Raw genomic sequence first — 20,394 nt, forward strand, 5'->3', positions numbered from 1 at the left:
TGGCCCTCCGAACACAAGTGACGCAACCTATCTAATATGAAAAAACTCTTTCTGGTCGACGCCTATGCGTTGATTTTCAAGTATTACTATGCCTTTCTGGGGCGCCCGATGCGCAACCGCGCGGGGATGAACACCTCCGTGGTGTTCGGGTTCGTGAAGTTCCTGCGCGACATCCAGAAACGCGAACGGCCCGACCTGCTGGGTGTGGCCTTCGATCCCAAGGGCGGCAGCTTCCGCCGCGACATTTTTCCGGAATACAAGGCCAACCGCACCGAAACGCCCGAGGATATCCTCTTGTCGGTACCCTATGTCAAGCGGGTGCTCGAGGCGATGTGCATCCCGATCCTCGAGGTCGCGGGCTATGAGGCCGACGACGTGATCGGAACCCTCTCGCAAAAGGGCGTCGAGGCCGGTTACGATGTCTACATGGTCACTCCGGACAAGGACTACGGGCAGTTGGTGCGCGATAACTGCCGCATCTACAAGCAGCGGGGCGCCGAGGGGAGCATCGAGATCGTGGGACGCGAGGCTATCCGCGAGAAGTACGGCATCGACGATCCCCAACTGGTGCGCGACATTCTCGCGTTGTGGGGCGACGCCTCGGACAACATCCCCGGCGTGCCGGGCATCGGCGAAAAGAGCGCCTGCAAACTGGTGCAGGAGTGGGGAACGGTCGAGAACATCCTCGACAACGTTTCGAAGATCAAGGGCAAGCAGGGCGAGAAGATTGCTGAGTGGGCCGACAACCTGCGGCTGGCCAAGCGCCTGACGACCATTTGTCTCGACGTGCCGATCGAACTCCGCGAGGAGGACCTCACGGTCTGCGATCCCCATGTCGACGAACTGCGCGGGCTTTTTGCCGAGCTCGATTTCAAGGCCTTCATGAATGACCTTAACAACCTCGCGCCGCCCGAGGCGCTGCCCGAAGGTCCCCGGCAGGAGGCGCAGACCCAGTTGGCGGAGATGGCCCGTGCCAAGTCCGCTGCGGCGAAGAAAGCCGCGCTGGTGGGTCAGGGCAACCTGTTCGGCGATCCCGTGGTGCAGATGCCGGAGGCTCAGGATGTTCCCGTCGCCGAACTGCAGGCCGAAGCCGACGCGATGCAACTGGCGACGGCCCAGAACACGCCCCACGAATACACGCTCGTGGAGAGTGCCGCGCACTTGCGCGAGGTGATCGCCGAGGTCGGGAAATACGAGGAGTTCTGCTTCGACACGGAGACCACCGGATTCGACATCTTCAACGACCGGATCGTCGGCCTGTCGCTCGCCGTGGAGCCTTTCAAGGCGTGGTACGTCCCCTTCAAGGAGGAGAACACACCCCAATATGCGGAGATCGTGCGGCCGCTGTTCGAGAATGAGAATATCGCCAAGATCGGCCAGAACATCAAGTTCGACCTGATGGTGCTGCGCCGGCTGGGCATTGCGATCCGGGGCCGCAAGTACGACACGATGATCCTCCACTACCTGCTCGATCCCGAGTCGCGCCACAACATGAACGCCCTTTCGGAGCGCTACCTCAACTACAAGCCCATCGAGATCGAATCGCTGATCGGAAAGGGTTCCAAGCAGTTGACGATGGACCTCGTGAATATCGAGCGTGTCAAGGAGTACGCCGCCGAGGATGCCGACGTGACCCTGCGGCTCAAGCATGAACTCTACCCGATGGTCGAGAAGATCGGTCTTCAGCACCTCTATTTCGAGGTCGAGGAGCCGATGATTGAAGTGTTGGCCGACATCGAGATGGCGGGCGTAAGGATCGACACCGGGGCGCTGGCCGTCTATGCCGTCGAGCTGAACCGCAAGCTGGCCGAACTGGAGGCGGCGATCCGTACCGAGGCCGGCGAGTCGAACCTGAACATCAACTCCGCGCGTCAGTTGGGCGAGGTGCTGTTTGCGAAGATGCGCATCGCCGAGAAACCCAAGATGACCAAGACCAAACAGTTCTGCACCGACGAGGATTACCTCCAGTCGTTCGCCCGCAAACACCGCATCGTGGACCTGATTCTCGAGTACCGGGGCGTCAAGAAACTGCTTTCGACCTATGTCGAGGCGCTGCCCCAGTTGGTCAACCGCACCACGGGGCGCATTCACACCTCGTTCAATCAGGCCGTGACCGCCACCGGGCGCCTCTCGTCGACCAACCCCAACCTGCAGAACATCCCGGTCCGCGACGACATGGGCCGCCGCATCCGCAAGGCGTTCATCCCCTCGGACGATGACCACCTGCTGCTCTCGGCCGACTACAGTCAGGTCGAACTGCGCCTGATGGCCCACCTTTCGGGCGACGAGTCGCTGATTGCGGCCTTCGAGCACGGCGAGGACATCCACACCGCCACCGCCGCCAAACTGTTCAACAAGTCGCTGGAGGAGGTGACCTCCGAGGAGCGGCGCCGGGCCAAGACGGCCAATTTCGGCATCATCTACGGCATCTCGGCCTTCGGCCTGAGCCAGCGGCTCGAAATCCCTCGCAAGGAGGCCAAAGAGATCATCGACGGCTATTTCGCCTCCTATCCCAAGGTCAAGGAGTACATGGACAACGTGGTCGAGAAGGCCAAGGAGGAGGGCTTCGTCTCGACGATCTTCGGCCGCCGCCGCTACCTCAACGACATCTCGTCGCACAACGCCGTGGCGCGCGGACTGGCCGAGCGCAACGCCGTGAACGCCCCGATACAGGGCTCTGCGGCCGACATCATGAAGATCGCCATGATCAACGTCCACCGCCGTTTTATCGCCGAGGGCATCCGTTCACGGGTGATTCTGCAGGTGCATGACGAATTGGTCGTGGACATGCTCCGCTCGGAGCAGGAGCGCGTCACGGCCATCGTCACTGAGTGCATGGAGTCCGCGGCGAACCTCAAGGTGCGGCTCATCGCCGATGCCGGCGTCGGCGACAACTGGCTCGAAGCGCATTGACGCGGTATGTTGAAACTGAAAATCGCCCTCGGAAAGAGGGCGATTTTTTAGAAGGTATAGGAGACCTCGATATACCAGTAGCGTCCGAGCAGTGCCGTCTGCGAAGTCGTGATGTAATCGTTGACCACCTGCGTCCGGCGGTTCTGGCCCTGATTGAAGATGTCTACCACGCCCGTCAGTAAGCCCAGCCGGTTTTTCGCGCCGAATTTGCGGCCGATATCGGCGTTGCAGTAGACCGCGTCGCGGGCCGCCTGCTTCGAGACGTCGTTGCGGTAGAGGTTGTAGAAGACTATCGCGCTGGCCTCGTATTTTTCGGCGAAGCGTGAACGCAGGGCGCCGTTGATCTGTGCGTCGAGGTAGCGGCTCTTGCCGTAGGGACCGCTGGCGAACTCCCCGATCTGCGCTGTGCAGCGGATTTCGGGCGTGAGGTGCGAGGAGAAGCCGCCAGTCAGGTAGAACTCCAGTTGCATGGAGTGCTGGTCCGTTGTCCGGGCGACGCCGTTCAGGAAGAACGGAACCTGCGAATAACCGTATTCCAGTTTGCTCCGGATCGTCGTGCGTATGGCCTTGAATTGCTTGCTCATCGACAGCGAGGCATTCAGGTTGAGGTATCCCCCGGCATTGTCGAATGTGGAGAGCGTGGCCCCGCGCTGCGCCGTGTAGTCGTATTCGGGCAGCGGGGTCTCTTGGGTGAAATAGATGGTCTTGTCGGCGATGTAGTGGAGCGTATGGCTGCCGTCGAACCGGGCAGCCCAGTTGAAACTCCTTTCGGCGATCTGCTGGTTGTAAACAAGCGAGAAATCGGTCTTCAGGGGTTGTTTCAGGTCGGGATTTCCCACGCGCAGCAGCAGGGGGTTGCGCGTGTCGATCACGCCGCGCAGTTGTTCAAGCGAAATATCGTCTACGCGCGACTGCGCCCTGAAAGAGAGGTTCTTCTGCGGGGAGAAACGATATGAGAAATCCAGACTGGGGATCACCGACCAGAATGTCCGGGGCGTGTACGCATCGTAGGGCAGCCGCTCGTCGCGGTTAGCGACGGTCACATTGCCGCCGATGCCGGCTCCGAAGCGCACCTTCCGGTTCGGGCGGAAAGTATAGCCTAGGGTCAGGGTGTTGTGGCTCGCATTGACCGTATAGTCGTAGGTATTCAGCAGGTCGGGGACTCCCAGCGGGTCGTTGAGGAAGTCGACCGACCGTTCCTGCGACCGTTCGTTCCGGTATGTGAAATCATACCGCAGGTCGATCGACGAGGATTCCGAAACATTCTTTGTAAAGACGAACTGTCCCCTCACATTCCAGACGGAGCCGTCACCGGCGTTGCGCAGGTTCGTCTTGAAACTCGTCGTTTCGAGCGTATCGACCGTCCAGCCGTCCCGGTTGTTTTTCGAATACTCCGAGGAGACCGAGGTCGTGATGAATGCGTCGTTTTTCAGCCCCAGCGAATAGCTGACGGAGGCTTCCAGCGTTTTCGAATCCCGGTCCGAAAGGCTCTGACGCAGTTGTGAGAGGACGTTTCCGTCGGTTCGGTCGGTCATCCGGTTCGTTCCGAGGTTTGACTGTGTACCGTAACTTCCCGTGATGCGGGCCTGCAGCATGTGGGTCTGACGGGCATGTGTGAAGAGGCCGCCCAGATTATAGGTATTGTTTTTCGTCAGCGCGTTCGACTGCGATTCCACCCGGCGGATCTCGTAAACCTCGGTCGGGAAATAGTCGGTCATACTTTGCTGTTCAGTCTCACTCCGGTCAAGATATACGGAAACGTTGATGCCGTATTTCAGCGAGTCGCCCTTCCGGTGGCTGTAACTGCCGTTTATTTCGGTGTACCGGGATGGTGTCGGAGGGGTGTAGTTCGACATTGCGTTTAGCCCTAACCGTTGTCCGGCATTGCTGCCGTTGTAGCCCATCAGGCTCATGCTGTTCTGGGGCGTGTTCAGGCTGATGACGGCACGCTCGTCATGCCGTGCCGTATGTTTGCCGTTGTAGTCGGCCTGGGTGCTGACGCCTCCGGATGCCGCGAGCATAATATTCTTGATTATCTTGGGCTTGCTCTTCGTGGTGACGTCCATCACCTTGTCTTTCGGGGCCCGGGTGTCGCCGATGCGTTTCGCCACGGGATTGTCCTCGTCGTAGACCTTCACATCTTTGATATCCGCCGTCGTCAGGTCCCGGAGCGCAGCCTTCGTGTCGTCGCCGAAGAAGGTCTGCCCGTCGACATAGACGCGCTTGATCTCCGCCCCGTTGGCGAAGATGCTCCCGTCGCGGACCTCGATACCCGGCAGTTGTTTGAGCAGTTCTCCGAGCCGGTCCCCGGGCAGGGTCTTGAAAGCGGCGGCATCGTAGATGGTCGTGTCGCCGCGGATAATCATGGCGATACGGTCGCCCCGCACCTCCACCGCGGCGATCTGTCGTTCGTCTTCGGCCAGATTCACGTCGATATTGCCGACAAAATCGTTCGCTTCGTATCGCTTCGAAAAGGGTTTGTAACCTATGAAACTCACGGTCAGCTCCACCGGATGCCGGAATCGCCGGAAACATTCGCACCGGGCGCTGGCTACGGTGAGTTGCATGCTTTTCACCGTTGCATACGCAATCGTATCCTTGCCGGATACGATGCGAACCGTCGCCCCGACTAGCGGCTCCTTGGTCAGGCTGTCCTGCACATAGATCACCGTTCGGGCGCTGCTCGGGGGGCGTATCATATTGCTCATGACGATCACCTCCTGTCCGTTTACGGGCAGGAAAAGACACAGGCAGAAGCACAGCGTAAACAGGCTGCGGAGACAACTCGGGATCGGGTCGGTCATGGTATATCGGTATCGGGTTTCCGGGGCGTTATTTGAGCCGGATAATCCGCGCCTCGTCGTCCGCGGCGGGCAGCGGGGCGGGGGTGAAATCCGAGTACCCCGCGGCGATGGCGCAGAGGGGTTCGCAGCCGTCGGGAATGGGCAGGAAGGTCCGGAGATAGTCGGCAGCCTTCTCTCCGTCGGGAACATCCTTGCGCCGGGGGCGTCCGTTGATGTGCACCCAGCACGACGCCAGCCCCTCGTCGACGCAGGCCAGTTGCACCACCGTCGCCGCAATCGCGGCATTCTCGCGCCACAGGTCGCTCGACGACGTGTCGCCCAGCACCACGATCGCCAGCGGCGCACCCGTCAGGAATCCCGATCCGTAGTCGCGCATGTCGGCCATGCGGGCCACCAGCGCGGGATCGTCGACCACCAGCAGGCGTGTCGAGCGCGTGTTGCGGGCCGAAGGGGCCGTGAGGGCTTCGGCGAGGATGCGGTCCACGACCTCGCGGGGCACCGGGCGGTCCAAGAATTTGCGCACCGAGCGGCGTTTTGCAATCAATTCCTTGAATTCCATAATCTTTTGCGTTTTCGTACGTTTATTGCAAAAGTAGTAAAAAAAACATATCTTTGAGAATTAAAACCTTGAAACCGATGGAATTCAGATTCACCATAGCACTCATCTACGACTTCGACGGCACGTTGGCTCCGGGCAACATGCAGGAGTACGATTTCATTCCTGCCGTCGGCAAGAGCAACAAGGAGTTCTGGACCGAGGCCAACACGCTGGCCGAGGAGCAGGACGCCGACATGGTCCTCACATACATGGCCCGGATGATTCAGGAGGCCAAGTCGAAAGGCTTGTCGCTGCGCCGTGAGGCATTTCAGGACTCGGGCCGCCGCGTGACGCTCTTCGCGGGGGTCAAGGAGTGGTTTTCGCGCATCAACGCCTACGGCGCCGAGCGGGGCATCCGCATCCTGCACTACATCAACTCGTCGGGGATGAAGGAGATCATCGAGGGTACGGAGATCGCCCACGAGTTCCGCAAGATCTACGCCTGCTCGTTCCTCTACGACGTGGACGGCATCGCCTACTGGCCCGCCGTGGCGGTCAACTACACCAACAAGACGCAGTTCATCTTCAAGATCAACAAGGGCGTCGAGTCGGTCTTCGACGCGAAGCTGGTCAACCGCTATATCCCCGAGAACGAACGCCCCGTGCCGTTCAAGCACATGATCTATGTGGGCGACGGAACCACCGACATCCCCTGCATGCGGCTGGTCAAGAACTCCGGCGGCCACTCGATCGCGGTCTATAACCCCGACCAGAAGGGGGCCCGCAAGGAGATGGCTTCGCTGATCCACGACAACCGTGTGAGCCACGTCTGCCCGGCCGACTATCGGGCGGATTCGGAGATGGACATCCTCGTGAAGACCATCATCGACAAGATCGATCTCGACGACAAACTCGAAAAACTGGAAGTCGTCCGATAACCATGTCCTCCGAACGAGTGCGGCATATCTACTCCGGGCGACTGGTGCGCCCGGGCATGTTCGGCGGATCGCCCGAATGGACCGCCGGTGTGCGCCGATGGCCTGCCGCGGTCGTTGCGGCGGTGGTCGTGCTGGCAGTTTGTGCCTGCATCCCCTATGCCGGATTCCCGGCACTCTACCTCGCAGCGGTGGCCTGCGGGGTATTCTATACCTCGAACGAACCCCTGCAGCTCCTGCTGCTGCCCGGGATGGGCGCCGCGCGGCTGCTCACCCGCAAGGTCCTTACGGCTTGGCGCAACTATTTTCTGATGACGGCCCCTTTTGCCGTGCTGACCTTCGTTGTACAGCCCCGTTCGGCTTGGATGGCCGCGGCGTGGGCTCCGCTGGCGGCGCTGGCACTGCTCTACTTCGTCGCGGCCAAATACGCCCGTTACGATGCGGCGGTCGATGCCCCGCGCTGGCCGCTGGCCGCCCGGCTGGGCGCCGCGGGATTCCTCGTTCCGCCCCTGCTGCCCCTCAGCCTTTGCCTTGTGGTGAGTTACCTGCTCCGGACCGAACGCAACCTCAACCGTTACCTCTATGATTTCGATTGACGCCCTGCGGATTTGCGACGGGGAGCGTCGGCTCCTCGACAACGTGACGATGCACCTCCCGGCGAATGCTGTCCACGGCATCGCGGGCGAAGGGCGGAGCGCGCTGTTGAAGGCGTTGTACGGGCTGATTACACCCGATGCGGGGCGCATCACCGCCGGGGGACATCCCCTTCGGCGGTGCGATGTGGGGCTTGCGGAGGCGGAACCTCGCTTCTGGCCCGGGCTGACGGTCCGCGACCATTTCGACCTTGTGACCCGTTATAACCCCGGGGCGAATCCCGCCGTCATGCTCCGGCGCCTGCCCGTGCCCCTCGACGTTGAAGCCGCGGCGCTTCCGGAGGCGGAACGGAAACGACTGGCGCTGATCCTGCTGCTGATGCGTCCCAAACGGGTCCTTTTGCTCGACGAACCCTTTCGCGGGCTCGATATCGGGAGCGTCTTCATGCTTCGCCAACTGATCCTGCAACTCGGCTCGGAGGGGCGCACGGTGCTCGTCGCCGCCCGGCTGGAGGAGCTCGACGGCATCTGCGACGATTTCTATGTGCTCGGCGGTGGCGGAGTCCGCGGCCGTTACGAACACTATGAGTTCGCCCGGGCGGTCCGGGCGACGGCCGCTTCGGGGATTGCGGAAAAATAAGTACTTTTACGAAAAATTTCACGCCATGAAAATTGTTTTCGCCACGAATAACGCCCACAAGCTCACGGAAGTACAGGCCGTGTTGGGCGACACCTACACTCTGCTGACGCCCCGCGACTGCGGCGTTGAGGAGGAGATTCCCGAGGAGCAGGCGACCCTCGAGGGCAACGCCTCGCAGAAATCGCACTACCTCCGCGGCCGCACCGGGCTCGACTGCTTCGCCGATGACACGGGGTTGGAGGTCGAGGCGCTGGGCGGCGCCCCGGGCGTGCATTCGGCCCGCTACGCCACCGACGGCCATGATTTTGCGGCCAACAACCGCCTGCTGCTGAAAAACCTCGAGGGCGCGGAGAACCGCCGGGCCCGCTTCCGCACGGTGATATCGCTGATCCTCGGGGGTGAGGAGCATCTTTTCGAAGGCATCGTCGAGGGCCGGATCATCGACCATGAAGCCGGGCACGAGGGCTTCGGTTACGATCCGCTGTTCATTCCCGACGGTTATGAGAAAACCTTCGCCGAGATGACCACCGACGAGAAAAATGCCGTTTCGCACCGCGCCCGCGCCGTGCGCAAACTGGCGGCATTCCTCCATTCGATCGAAAAATAGCCGTATGAAAAACATCAACTGGGGAATTCTGGGCTGCGGCGACGTCTGCGAACGCAAGAGCGGCCCGCCGATGTACAAGACGGCGCACTCGGCCCTTGCAGCCGTCATGCGCCGCGACGCTGCGAAGGCGGCCGATTTCGCCCGCCGGCACGGCGTTCCGAAGAGCTATACCGATGCCGACGCACTGATTGCCGACCCCGATGTGGACATCGTCTACGTCGCAACCCCGCCCGACAGCCACCGGGAACTCGCCCTGAAAGTGCTGGCGGCCGGGAAGCCGGTCTATGTCGAGAAACCGATGGCGATGAACCATGCCGAGTGCCTCGACATGATCGCGGCGGCGGAACGCTCCGGGCAGAAACTCTTCGTGGCCTACTACCGCCGGGCGCTGCCCTACTTCCTCAAAGTCAAGGAGCTCCTCGACGGCGGGGCCGTCGGCGATCCGCTGGGCGTCGAGGTGCGGTATTTCCGCCCCGAGAGCCCCGGGGACCGTGATCCGGCCCGCCTTCCGTGGCGGCTGCGCCGCGAGGTCGGCGGGGAGGGTTATTTCTACGACATGGCGCCCCACACGCTCGACATCCTCGATTTCCTGCTCGGGGAGATCGCCGACGCCCGGGGACACAAGGCCAACCGCGGAGGATTCTACGACGTGGCGGACACCGTTACGGCGTCGTTCCGGTTCCGTTCGGGGCTTGTCGGGACGGGGGCATGGTGCTTCGTCGCTCCGCCGTCGGCGGTCGAAGATTCGGTCGTCGTCACGGGGCGCAAAGGGTCGGTGCGTTTCAGCACGTTCGCCTTCACGCCGGTCGAACTGGTGACGGCGCAGGGCGTCGAACGGTTCGAAATCGCGTCCCCGGAGCATATTCAGGGTCCGCTGATCGAAACCATCGTCCGGGAACTGCGCGGCGAGGGGCTGTGCCCCTCCACGGGAATCTCCGCGGCGCGAACTTCCCGGGTGATGGATGAAATAATGAAAGAATAAATCGTTATCTTTGCGCCCTATGGAAACGAAGAACTACGACAAGGAGGAGCGTTTCGACCCTGCGACCATCGAGGCGCTGAAGCTCCACTATGCGGAAATCCTGCGCCTGCTGGGGGAGGACCCCGCACGCGAAGGGTTGCTGAAAACCCCCGAACGGGTGGCCAAGGCCATGTCGTTCCTGACGAAAGGTTACGACGAGAATCCGCTCGAAATCATCCGTTCGGCGACGTTCCGCGAAGAATATCGGCAGATGGTGCTGGTCAAGGACATCGAGCTCTACTCGATGTGCGAACACCACATGCTGCCCTTCTACGGCAAGGCCCATGTGGCCTATATTCCCAACGGTTACATCACGGGGCTCTCGAAAGTGGCCCGTGTGGTGGAGTGCTTCGCCCGCCGCCTGCAGGTGCAGGAGCGGCTGACGGTGCAGATCCGCGACTGCATTCAGGAGGCGCTCAACCCGATGGGCGTGGCCGTGGTGATCGAGGCCAGCCACATGTGCATGCAGATGCGCGGTATTGAAAAACAGCAGTCGGCGACCACGACCTCGGCTTTCACGGGCGTTTTCCTGTCGAGCCAGCGGACCCGCGAGGAGTTTATGACCCTCATTTCGCACCGGTACCGCTAAATCGGAACGCATCCATATAAAAACCCGCACACCGGAACGTGTGCGGGTTTTTATGCTTATTTTCGTTTCAGGTCGACGAGGGCGGCGTTCAGGATCTTGTTGAGCGAATACTGCGACAGGGGTTTGGTCAGGAAGTCGTTGCACCCGGCTTCCCGGGCCAGTTCAGGCTCGTTGCCGTAGGAGTAGGCCGACATGGCGATTATGGGAACGTCGGGCGATATTTTGCGGATTTGCCGCGTGGCCTCCAGTCCGCCCATCACCGGCATCCGGACATCCATCAGCACGGCGTCGGGATGCATGTTGGCGAACTGCTCCACGGCTTCCGCTCCGGTCATGGCGCGCACCAGTTTGAACCGCTGCCCCAATACCGCTTCGATCAGTCTGAAATTCATGTCCGAATCCTCTGCGACGAGGAGCGTCCACCGGTCCGACTGCCCGGGCATGCCCGACACGCAGCCGTCGATGCCCGGCAAACCCCGCGGTTCGACCGGGATCGAGAAGTGGAACCGGGTGCCTTTTCCCACCTCCGAGTCGACGCCGATCGTGCCGTCCATGCGTTCGACGATCATCTTCGAAATGGCCAGTCCCAGTCCGGTCCCGGCGGCGAAGTCGTTGAGTTTGACGAACCGGTCGAAGACGTCGCGGACCTTCTCCTCGGGGATGCCCACGCCCGTATCCTCGACATAGAACTCCACCCGGTCGTCCTTGAGGTCGAAGCCGAAACGGATCGAGCCCTGCTCGGTGAATTTCGAAGCGTTGTTCAGCAGGTTGGTGATGACCTGTGCGAGGCGGTTCTGGTCGCAGACGATCTGCACGTCGTCGTATTTCTCCTCGAAGACGAGTTCCACGCCGGGCTTCACGCGGGTTTTGTGCACTTCGTATTCCGAGCGGCACAGGTCGTTGAGGTTCATCGGCTTGAACCGGAACTCGAGGGTCCCGGCCTCGATCTTCGAGATGTCGAGGATGTCGTTGATGAGTTGGAGCAGCAGCTCGGAATTGGTGTCGATGATTTCGGCGAACTGCTGTTTCTCCTCCTCGGTCTCGGCCGAACCGATCAGCTTCGCAAAGCCCACGATGGCGTTGAGCGGCGTGCGGATCTCGTGGCTCATGTTCGCAAGGAAGGCCGATTTGAGCTTGTCCGACTCCTCGGCGCGGATGCGCGCTTCGACGATCTCCAGTTCGGCGTTTTTCTCGTCGGTGATGTCCCACGACACGCCGATGATCAGCGGCAGGCGGTTCTCGACCGGGACCAGCGATTTGGAGGTGTTGACGATGCGCGTCTCGCCCGCGACGTTGACATACTCTTCGACGAAGGTCACGCGCTCGCCCGTGCGCAGCAGTTCGAGGTCGTCGCGGCGGAAATGCTCGGCGTCCTTCGGGTTGGGGAAGATCTCCAGATCGGTATGCCCCAGCGCCCGTTCGGCCGGAATGCCCGAATACTCCTCGAACGCGCGGTTCCAGTAGAGGTAGCGGAATTCGTTGCCGGGGTCTTTGACGAAGAGGTAGACCGGAATGTTGTTCAGGATGCTGTCGAGGATCGAATTCATCTCCTTGACCTTGTTCTCGTGCTGGATGCGCAGCGTGACGTCGCGGCCGAAGAACCAGACGATCTCGCGCTCCTTGAAATGGTCGTAGATGATGTAGGCCACCACGTCCCATGCCACGACGTTCCCCTGATCGTTCTTGAAACGCACCGTGTACTTGTGTGCGCCGTTGTCGCGGCGGATTTTCCGGAGCCGCTCCTCCCATTGGGCCTTCGTGCCGCGGAACGACCAGAAATCGTAGACCTTGTGTGTGGACAGTTCGTCCGTGATGCCGTGGTGTACGCGGTACTGCTCGTTGGCATACTCCATCGTACCGTCCAGATCGCAGGCGTAAATCTCCTCTTCGACGTTGTTCAGGGCGTATTTGACCATCTCCAGCTCGTACTTCGCCGTCTCGGTCTCGGTGATGTCGCGGCAGATGCAGAGCGCATGCTCGCCGTCGAGCGGGAAGATGCGGTTTTCGTAGTTACGGGTCTCGCCGTGGAGCGTGATGTCGTGGTGCGACGCCGAGCCGTGGCCCGTGGCGAAGACGTTGTCGAGGTTGTTGCGCACATTGCGGCACGCCTCGGGGGAGAGCACGGCTTGGATGTCCTGACCGATGAAGTCGCTGCTCGAGACCCCGACGTGGTTGGAATCTTCGGCGGAGACCAGTTCGACGAGCTTTCCGTGCCGGTCGAGTACGGTCAGCATGTCGGGGATCGAATCGAGGATTTCACGCGCGAACCGCTCCCGGAATCGCGCCGGAGCCTCGGTTTTGGCTCCCTGTTGCCGTTCGAGTTCCTCGATCCGGCGAATCAACTCCTCGCGGGAGCAATTGTCATATCGGCCCATACGCTATGATATTATGCACTACGCAAAAACAAGATAAAAAAGGCGGAAGGGGTTCAAAACCTGATTGCATGCGATCCGGCAAAACCTTCCGACGGATAAGCGGGTCGTTACGACTCCGACATCAAAGATAGGTTATTTGGACAAAAGAAAGAACGACACATGTGACAAATTTTCCGGAAACGTTGAAAATCACTATATTTACCGCTGCAAATTAACCCGATTCTTCATGAAACGACTCTCCGCATGTTATTGCGTTCTGCTGCTGTTCGCCGCAATGCCCGTTCCGGCTCAAACGCCGGCTCCCGAAAAAGAGACCGTCGTGGTCGATTTTTTCCTCCGCGACCGTGCCGTGCCGGCTCCCTATGCCGAGACACTCCGGGCGTATGTTCTCGGGGGCTTCGCCGATCGGGGGCGCCACAACGTCATCGATGCCGAAACCGTGCCCGTTCTCGCGGGCTCCGTACCCGGACCGGGGATCACCACTCCCGAAACGGCGCCTACCGACATGGGGGCCTTTCTGGAACTGCGCGCTCCGCTGGCCGCGGCGGGCGGGGCCCGTTACCTCATCGCCGGTGCGATCGTCGGCTATAAATTCGAACACGTCCAACTGCCGGCTGCCGACAGCAAGAATCCGCCCCGTTCCGGATTCAAGGCCACCTTCTCCGTGGTCCTCTCGGGGCTGGATCTCAAACTGAGCGAACGGCTGCCCGACGAGACGTTTACCCTGACGGCTTCGGCCCCGGCAGCCACCGATGCCGATCTGGCGGCACTGGCCCGCATCCGCGGGTCGCTGGAGTATTATATCGACCGCAATTTCAAATTCGAAACGCTGATCCTCGAACTCTGTCCGCCCGACAAAAAGGGGCGCGTCCGCGAACTCTATATCCACAGCGGGACGCTGATGGGCGTAAAGCCCGGCGACCTGTTCATGGTCTACGAGGAGGTGCCGATCGGGGGTGTCATGACGCGCCAGAAAGTCGGCCGCCTGCGGGTGAACGACGTCGAAAACCCCGACGTGGCCCGCTGCAAGGTCACCAAGGGCGATGCCGAGATCGCCGGGGCCTTCGGCGCGGGGCGCGGCCTGATCTGCGTCAGCGACGGCAAGGCGTTCGGCTTCTGAGGCTGCTTCCGTTATTGGAGGATCGACCCGATATTGTCGTTTGACCCCAGACCCAGCTTTTTGCGCAGCCGGTAGCGGGCCATCTCCACGCTGCGCGGTGAAATGTTCATCAGTTCGGCCGTCTCCTTGGTCGACAGGTTCAGTTTGATGTAGACGCACAGCCGCAGGTCGGTTTGTGAAAGCGACGGGTAATTGGCCCGGAGCCGGTCCAGCAGGCCGTCGTAGATCGTATTGAAGTAGTTTTCCGACAACTGCCAGTCGCTGTCGTCCTTGAGCTGGATGTTGATCTGGCGGATGATCCGGCTGACGATCGTCTTGATCCGGCCCGGCCCTTCGGCAGTCATCAGTTCCGAGACCTCGCTTTTCAGTTCGTTGAGCATGTTGTTGCGGCGGATGCTGTTCATCGTGATGTTTGCCAGCCGCTTGTCCTTGTTGCGCAGGTCGGTCTTCAGTTTCTCGCGTTCCAGTTCCGAAATCCGCTTCTCCTTGAGCAGGTTTTCCCGTTCGAGCTGTTCCAGCTCCTTTTCCCGTCGCTCCTTCTCCCGGCGGAGAACCTCCTCTTGCGTCAGGCGGTTTTTGCGGATGTAGTAACTCCGTACTCCGGCAAGCAACAGCGTGACGACCAGCATGTAGAGGAGGATCATCGGCCATGAAATATACCACGGCGGGCGTACCCAGACTTCGACCTGACGGATATCCGACGGATCGGCGGCGCCCGGGGCGCGCAGTTCGACGACGTGGCGGCCGTGCGGTAGTGCCGGGACCTGCAGATATTCGTCGATACGCACCGTCTGCCAGTCGGGGGCCAGTGACGCGATGCGGTATTCGAGCTGCTGCCCCGGCGGAAGTCGGATCGGCCAGATGCGCAGCGTGTTCATCGATGCGGGAATTTCGAAAACGGGGTCGCCGAGGCGGTGATAACACGTCTTGTTGGGGCCCTGCGCTGCTACCATGCCGACCTCGACGGGCTGCAACGGGGTGTTGCCGCCGTAGGAGAACCCGATGCCGTTCCGAAATCCGATGACTCCGGCGGTGCCGATAGCCCGGAATCCGCTCGAAATCCGCTCCTTGGTCGCCTGCTCGAGAATGCCTGCACAGCGACTCAGGGAATTGCCTGTCCGTTCGACATATCCCGTCCCGTCAGCCGCCACATACCAGAAGCGATTGTCCTGTTGCACAATGCTTTTCACCCCCCCCCGGCCGCAAAGCCCGAGAATCTGTTCGGCACCGGGGGCGCGCACGAGCGAATCGGTGACGTAATCGATGCGGTAGGCCCGGTCGTTGCAGCATAGGATCAGCTCCTGATCGATGCGTGTCGAAAGTACATTGTTGTCTGTTCCTGTCGCCATGTCGAAATTGCGGGCGTCGATGACACTGCACTTATCTTCGGAGAGCGTCAGCCGCACGAATCCCACGCCCAGCACGGTGACCCAAATGCGGTCTTTCTCGTCGATGCGGATATTGCGGGTGAACCCGCTGTAATTGGCGATGTGCGACACGAACTGCAATCCTTCGCCGGTATGTCGCAGCAGGCTGATGCCCGAATAGGTGCTCATAATGTAAGACTGTCGGTCGTTGCGGCATCGGCGCAGCGAGTAGACGCCGCTCTCCGTGACAACCGGTACGAGCCGCAGTCCTTCCGACAGTCGGAATAATCCCAGATCGTGAAGCACATAGGTTCGTCCGTCGATCTCGTCCAGCTCCCAGACCGAACCCGTACTGCCCGGGATCAGGCTCAGCGAACCGTCGCTGTCCAGCAGGAAGAGTCCTTTGTTCGAACCCACGAGCATCCGGTCATCACTGAGACCGAGCACGCCGTGCACCTGTCCCAACCGCGTATCGGTGAAATAATAATCCTGCGTACTGTTGTCGATGGACGCCACGCCCGAATCGAGTCCGAGCCAGATGTTGCCGCGCTCGTCTGTTGCGGCGCTCAGGATCGTGGTGTTGTCGAGTTGCTGGCCATAGGGGATCGAGTGGTCGGCCGAGCCGTCGTTGTTTATCAGGAACAGTCCCCGGCGGGTAGTCCCGACCAGCAGCAGTTCGGCGTTGTAGCGCCGGCAGCACATGATCTTGGCATCCGCCAGCAGGACATTGGTCGCGGCGTTGAGCGGCGTGACGCGCCCTTCGTTGTCGATGGAGAACATGCCGGCATGCTCCACCGCCGCCAGCAATTCGCCGTTACGGCCCGAAACGAGGTTGATGATGCGGCTCGGGACGTTGCAGACGGCCTCGCGGCTCAGGTCGTCACCCATGCGGTAAAGCGTGGCGCTGTCCTGAAAGTAGATGCGTCCGTCGACTTCGTACATATATCGGAAGGCATCCTGCGGATGCAGTTCCCGAATCGAGCCCGACAACAGATCGTAGATGCAGATTTTTTCCCGGCATTGAAAGTAGACCCGTCCCGAATGGGTTTCGAGCGCGATCCGCCAGAAATCATTGCTTCGGGAGCGAAAATCGGGGTTTCGGTACAGCGGTGTATAGGCGAGCCGTCCGTAGTCGTCGCGCTTCCAATACCCGAACTCGTTGACCCCGGCTGTATAGAGGCGGCCCGTCTCGGTGTCATAACGCAGGGCGCGGAGCACCGCGTTCCCTTCAGGATGGTAGTTGCTCCAGCGGATCCCGTCGTAAACGCAAAGTCCGTCGTTGGTTGCGAAAAAGACCCGGCAGCCGTCCCCTCCGTCAGCCGTGATGTCCCACACCTGCGTATGGGCCACCGCGTCGGTACCCTGCGCGAAGCGTTCCACATGCCGCAAGCCGCAATGGATTGCGGCGGAGGCATTTCCCGCGAAGGCTGTCAGGGCAAGCGACAGCAGTACACGGAGCGAAGTGAGAGTCGGTCGGTTCATCGGTCGGAAGCGTTTTCTTTTTACAAATATATTAAATATGTTAAGAAAAACAGCCCGCCGCAAAATTACCCGAATGTTGTACCCGGCTTGAATCCGGGATTTTGATAATTAAACAGTTGATAATTATTTTGTTATAAATGAATTTGTAGGGATTTGGATGATTTTGGAAAACGGGTGTGTAGTAGTTTTGTAGGGGCTGAAAAATTCGGATTCATTCCATGAAATTTTACTTTTGGGCAGGAACTATTTTTAAAATAATTCATATAGCTAACCTAAAATCCAATTTCTATGAGTGAAAATCTACACGGAAGAGCCGTTCTCCCGGGATTTCGCAGGATGCTGCTGGCTTTGGCCGGTCTGTTTTTCCTGCTGTCGGGGTCGGCACAGTCCCAAAGTACCGTTTCGGGAGTCGTAACGGATGCGTCGGGAGAGGGTATTGCCGGTGTGGCGGTCATCGTCAAGGGGACTACCACCGGAACTTCGACCGACATGAAGGGCGCTTATACGATCCGGGCGTCGAAATCCGATGTCCTCGTTTTCAGTTTCCTCGGATACAAGACCCAAGAGGTGGCGGTGCACAACCGCATGGAGATCGACGTGCGGCTGGAGAGCGATTCGCAGCAGGTCGACGAAGTCGTTGTCGTAGGTTACGGCGTCCAGAAGAAGAGTCTCGTGACGGGAGCCATCTCGTCGGTCAAGGGTTCCGCCCTTGAAACCACGGGTATCATGCGTGCCGATGACGCTTTGGCCGGAAAGACGGCCGGCGTACAGGTCGTATCGAACTCCGGACAGCCCGGATCGGACGTACAGATCTACATCCGCGGTATCGGCACCAACGGCACGGCGACGCCTATTTATATCGTTGACGGAATGGCCGTCTCCGGCATCGAGTACCTCAATCCGAGCGACATCGAGTCGATCGAAGTGCTGAAGGATGCCGCTTCGTCGGCCATCTACGGAGCCCGCGGCGGCAACGGCGTTGTGATCATCACGACCCGGCGCAGCAAGGACGGGCAGTGGAGTGTCAACTATGACTTTTCGTACGGCATCCAGAACATCGCCCGCAAGATCGACGTGCTGAATGCGCGCGAGTACGCCATCATCCAGAATGAAGCCGCGATAAACGGCGGTAAAGAGTTGCTCTTCACCGACGAGCAGATCGCCTCGTTCCGTCAGGGAACCGACTGGCAGGAGGCTATTCTCAACCGCAATGCGGGCGCTCAGCGCCACAATGTGCGCGTATCGGCGGGTACGGCCCGCTCGTCGTTCAACGGATCGGCTTCGTACCTGAATCAGGACGGTATTCTGGCCAAGGGCAAATCGAATTTCAAGCGCTATACGATCAACCTCTCGGCCGAACACAAGCTGCTGCGCAACGATGCGCTGACCGTCGGCGAGAATGTCGTGGTAAGTCATGTCAAGAAACAGTCCGTGACGCAGAACTCCTCGACGGCGGGACCGTTGGTCGGAGCCCTGAGCATGGACCCCCTCACCCCGGTTTACGATCCCTACCAGACCGATGAACTTTATGGAGGGTTCGGTGTTTCGAAATATGTGTCGCAGGAGGTTGTGAACCCCGTGGCGCGCATCTACTATTCGAACGGCCGCACGCTCTACACCACGATGAAGGGAAGCGTTTTCGCAGAACTCAAGTTCCTGAAGGATTTCCGGCTCCGGGGTTCGGCCGGCGCCGACATCACATGGACCGACGGATTCGGCTATTCCCCGATGTACAAGCTCAACTCGACGACCGGGAATACGTCGGCCAACGGTGCTTCGCAGAGCTACGACCAGAATCGCCGCTTCAATTACGAAGGCTATCTCACATGGGGGCATACCTATGATGACCGGCATGAGGTGTCGGCCATGCTCGGCGCCTCGCTGCTTCAGCGCAGCACCCTTTCGCTGAGCGCCAGCCGCAATGACCTGAAGATCGACGACGAGGAGCACGCCTATATTTCGATGGCGACCAATTCGTCGGCTTCGGCCAGCGGTGGTCCGGGCAACCCCTCGGCCATCGTGTCGTTCTTCGGTCGCGTTAATTATGCCTACGATAACCGCTATATGATGACGGCCACTGTCCGCCGCGACGGTTCGTCGCGTTTCGGGCCCAACAACCGTTTCGGTACATTCCCCTCGGTATCCGTGGGCTGGAATGTCGCCAATGAGAGTTTCCTGCGTGACGTGCGTTGGCTCGACGCCCTGAAATTCCGTGCTTCGTGGGGACAGAACGGTAATGAGAATATCGGGGATTTTGCCTATCTGGCAACCATTTCGACCTATGGTCTTGGTTATCCTTTCGGGGCGCAGGATGCGAACGGAAACCTTGCGGTGGGTGCGGCCCCGACCAAATTGGCCAATCCCGACCTGAGGTGGGAGACTTCCGAACAGACGGACATCGGTCTCGACGTGCGGCTTTTCGGTTGCCTCGGGCTTACGTTCGATTACTATGTCAAGAAGACCAAAGACCTGCTCGTCACGATACCTATTCCGCTGATGTTGGGCAACTCGTTCCCGACGGCCAATGCCGGTAACGTGAAGAACTCGGGTGTGGAGTTCGCCGTGGATTTCCAGCGCCGGTTCGGCAAATGGAATATCGCCGTAAACGGCAACGTCTCCTATAATAAAAATAGAGTCACCTATGTCGGAACCGACACCGGGTACGTCACGGGTTCGACCGTTCAGGGCATTACGGGTGCTGTAACCCGCATGGAGGCCGGACATGCCATGTCGTATTTTTGGGGCTATAAGACGCTGGGCATCTTCCAGAATCAGGCGGAGATCGATGCGTGGGTCAATTCGAAGGGCGTACAGATCCAGCCCGACGCCCGCCCCGGCGATTTCCGGTATCAGGACACCGACGACAGCGGCTCGATTGACGACAACGACCGCGTGGATTTGGGCAATCCCTTCCCGACGGTAACTTTCGGACTGAACGTCAACGTCAGCGCCTACGGATTCGATCTGGGCATCACCTCGGCGGGACAGGCCGGCAACAAGATCTTCAGCGTACTGCGCCGTCCCGACCTGACGATGAGCAACTACGGGGCATGGGTGCTCGACCGCTGGCATGGCGAGGGAACGTCGAATTCGATTCCCCGCGTAACCTCCTCCGATACGAATCTCAACTGGACGCGGCCGTCGGATTTTTACCTCAGGGACGGGGATTTCTGGCGCATCCGCAACATCACGCTCGGCTATACAGTCAATATCCCCGAGAAGTACTACCTGCGCAAAGTGCGCGTCTTCGCATCGGTCGACAATGCCTTTACATTCACGAAGTACGACGGTTACGACCCCGAAGTGGGCAACGGCGGATCGATTCTCGGATCGGGCATCGACCGGGGTGTCTATCCCCGTCCGCGTACCGTGTCGGTCGGCCTGAACCTCACCTTCTAACCCGAAAAACA

General features: G+C 60.0%; 13 protein-coding genes. 9 read left to right on the forward strand and 4 right to left on the reverse strand.

Annotated features, from left to right (window positions below):
* The first annotated feature begins 36 nt into the window (after positions 1-36).
* A complete protein-coding gene (polA, locus tag BN5935_RS04905) occupies positions 37-2,913 on the forward strand; it encodes a DNA polymerase I (RefSeq protein WP_064975131.1) in 2,877 nt (958 codons plus the stop codon).
* 47 nt (positions 2,914-2,960) lie between these two features.
* Here polA and BN5935_RS04910 read toward each other — a convergent pair whose 3' ends face one another.
* Both BN5935_RS04910 and BN5935_RS04915 read right to left on the reverse strand, forming a co-directional pair.
* Positions 2,961-5,717, reverse strand: a complete 2,757-nt coding sequence (locus BN5935_RS04910; protein WP_064975132.1) for a peptidase associated domain and porin domain-containing protein — start codon at positions 5,715-5,717, stop codon at positions 2,961-2,963.
* A gap of 28 nt (positions 5,718-5,745) precedes the next feature.
* Complete coding sequence (locus BN5935_RS04915) at positions 5,746-6,276, reverse strand: nitroreductase family protein (RefSeq protein WP_064975133.1); 531 nt, start codon at positions 6,274-6,276, stop codon at positions 5,746-5,748.
* 77 nt (positions 6,277-6,353) lie between these two features.
* Here BN5935_RS04915 and BN5935_RS04920 point away from each other — a divergent pair, with 77 nt between their 5' ends.
* The 6 genes from BN5935_RS04920 to folE are packed head-to-tail and all read left to right on the forward strand — an operon-like array spanning position 6,354 to position 10,640.
* Positions 6,354-7,193, forward strand: coding sequence for an HAD family hydrolase (locus BN5935_RS04920; RefSeq protein WP_064975134.1), 840 nt, complete (start codon positions 6,354-6,356; stop codon positions 7,191-7,193).
* 2 nt (positions 7,194-7,195) lie between these two features.
* Positions 7,196-7,786 (forward strand): hypothetical protein, encoded by a 591-nt coding sequence (locus tag BN5935_RS04925; protein WP_064975135.1) that lies wholly within the window; start codon positions 7,196-7,198, stop codon positions 7,784-7,786.
* Positions 7,773-8,423, forward strand: a complete 651-nt coding sequence (locus tag BN5935_RS04930) for an ATP-binding cassette domain-containing protein (RefSeq protein ID WP_064975136.1) — start codon at positions 7,773-7,775, stop codon at positions 8,421-8,423. Before BN5935_RS04925 ends, BN5935_RS04930 begins: the two co-directional genes overlap by 14 nt.
* Before the next feature lie 25 nt (positions 8,424-8,448).
* Positions 8,449-9,030 carry an RdgB/HAM1 family non-canonical purine NTP pyrophosphatase gene (gene rdgB / locus BN5935_RS04935; protein ID WP_064975137.1) on the forward strand — a complete coding sequence of 194 codons (582 nt, stop codon included), beginning with the start codon at positions 8,449-8,451 and terminating at the stop codon, positions 9,028-9,030.
* Positions 9,031-9,034: 4 nt separating this feature from the next.
* Complete coding sequence (locus BN5935_RS04940) at positions 9,035-10,012, forward strand: Gfo/Idh/MocA family protein (protein ID WP_064975138.1); 978 nt, start codon at positions 9,035-9,037, stop codon at positions 10,010-10,012.
* 19 nt (positions 10,013-10,031) lie between these two features.
* Positions 10,032-10,640 (forward strand): GTP cyclohydrolase I FolE, encoded by a 609-nt coding sequence (gene folE, locus BN5935_RS04945; protein ID WP_064975139.1) that lies wholly within the window; start codon positions 10,032-10,034, stop codon positions 10,638-10,640.
* Between the two features lie 56 nt (positions 10,641-10,696).
* Here the strand turns inward: folE and BN5935_RS04950 are convergent, their stop codons facing one another.
* Entirely contained in the window at positions 10,697-13,015 is a 2,319-nt protein-coding gene (locus BN5935_RS04950; protein ID WP_064975140.1) for a PAS domain-containing protein, read from the reverse strand.
* Between the two features lie 226 nt (positions 13,016-13,241).
* Between BN5935_RS04950 and BN5935_RS04955 the strand changes: the two genes are divergently transcribed.
* Positions 13,242-14,135: a hypothetical protein gene (locus BN5935_RS04955; RefSeq protein WP_064975141.1), complete on the forward strand. Its 894-nt coding sequence runs from the start codon at positions 13,242-13,244 to the stop codon at positions 14,133-14,135.
* 11 nt (positions 14,136-14,146) lie between these two features.
* Here BN5935_RS04955 and BN5935_RS04960 read toward each other — a convergent pair whose 3' ends face one another.
* The gene (locus tag BN5935_RS04960) at positions 14,147-16,984 is read right to left on the reverse strand and encodes a helix-turn-helix domain-containing protein (protein WP_064975142.1); all 2,838 of its coding nucleotides are present in this window, start codon (positions 16,982-16,984) and stop codon (positions 14,147-14,149) included.
* Positions 16,985-17,272: 288 nt separating this feature from the next.
* Between BN5935_RS04960 and BN5935_RS04965 the strand changes: the two genes are divergently transcribed.
* The gene (locus BN5935_RS04965) at positions 17,273-20,383 is read left to right on the forward strand and encodes a SusC/RagA family TonB-linked outer membrane protein (RefSeq protein ID WP_235821013.1); all 3,111 of its coding nucleotides are present in this window, start codon (positions 17,273-17,275) and stop codon (positions 20,381-20,383) included.
* Positions 20,384-20,394: the final 11 nt, after the last annotated feature.

The organism is Alistipes provencensis (assembly GCF_900083545.1).
Taxonomy (GTDB): domain Bacteria; phylum Bacteroidota; class Bacteroidia; order Bacteroidales; family Rikenellaceae; genus Alistipes; species Alistipes provencensis.

What these genes read in the sequence shown, in the direction of transcription:
- BN5935_RS04940 (WP_064975138.1), top strand. Translation starts at nt 9,035, where the DNA reads ATGAAAAACATCAACTGGGGAATTCTGGGCTGCGGCGACGTCTGCGAA.
- BN5935_RS04920 (WP_064975134.1), top strand. Translation starts at nt 6,354, where the DNA reads ATGGAATTCAGATTCACCATAGCACTCATCTACGACTTCGACGGCACG.
- BN5935_RS04925 (WP_064975135.1), top strand. Translation starts at nt 7,196, where the DNA reads ATGTCCTCCGAACGAGTGCGGCATATCTACTCCGGGCGACTGGTGCGC.
- BN5935_RS04965 (WP_235821013.1), top strand. Translation starts at nt 17,273, where the DNA reads ATGAGTGAAAATCTACACGGAAGAGCCGTTCTCCCGGGATTTCGCAGG.
- BN5935_RS04910 (WP_064975132.1), bottom strand. Translation starts at nt 5,717, where the DNA reads ATGACCGACCCGATCCCGAGTTGTCTCCGCAGCCTGTTTACGCTGTGC.
- polA (WP_064975131.1), top strand. Translation starts at nt 37, where the DNA reads ATGAAAAAACTCTTTCTGGTCGACGCCTATGCGTTGATTTTCAAGTAT.
- BN5935_RS04955 (WP_064975141.1), top strand. Translation starts at nt 13,242, where the DNA reads ATGAAACGACTCTCCGCATGTTATTGCGTTCTGCTGCTGTTCGCCGCA.
- BN5935_RS04960 (WP_064975142.1), bottom strand. Translation starts at nt 16,984, where the DNA reads ATGAACCGACCGACTCTCACTTCGCTCCGTGTACTGCTGTCGCTTGCC.
- BN5935_RS04950 (WP_064975140.1), bottom strand. Translation starts at nt 13,015, where the DNA reads ATGGGCCGATATGACAATTGCTCCCGCGAGGAGTTGATTCGCCGGATC.
- folE (WP_064975139.1), top strand. Translation starts at nt 10,032, where the DNA reads ATGGAAACGAAGAACTACGACAAGGAGGAGCGTTTCGACCCTGCGACC.
- BN5935_RS04915 (WP_064975133.1), bottom strand. Translation starts at nt 6,276, where the DNA reads ATGGAATTCAAGGAATTGATTGCAAAACGCCGCTCGGTGCGCAAATTC.
- BN5935_RS04930 (WP_064975136.1), top strand. Translation starts at nt 7,773, where the DNA reads ATGATTTCGATTGACGCCCTGCGGATTTGCGACGGGGAGCGTCGGCTC.
- rdgB (WP_064975137.1), top strand. Translation starts at nt 8,449, where the DNA reads ATGAAAATTGTTTTCGCCACGAATAACGCCCACAAGCTCACGGAAGTA.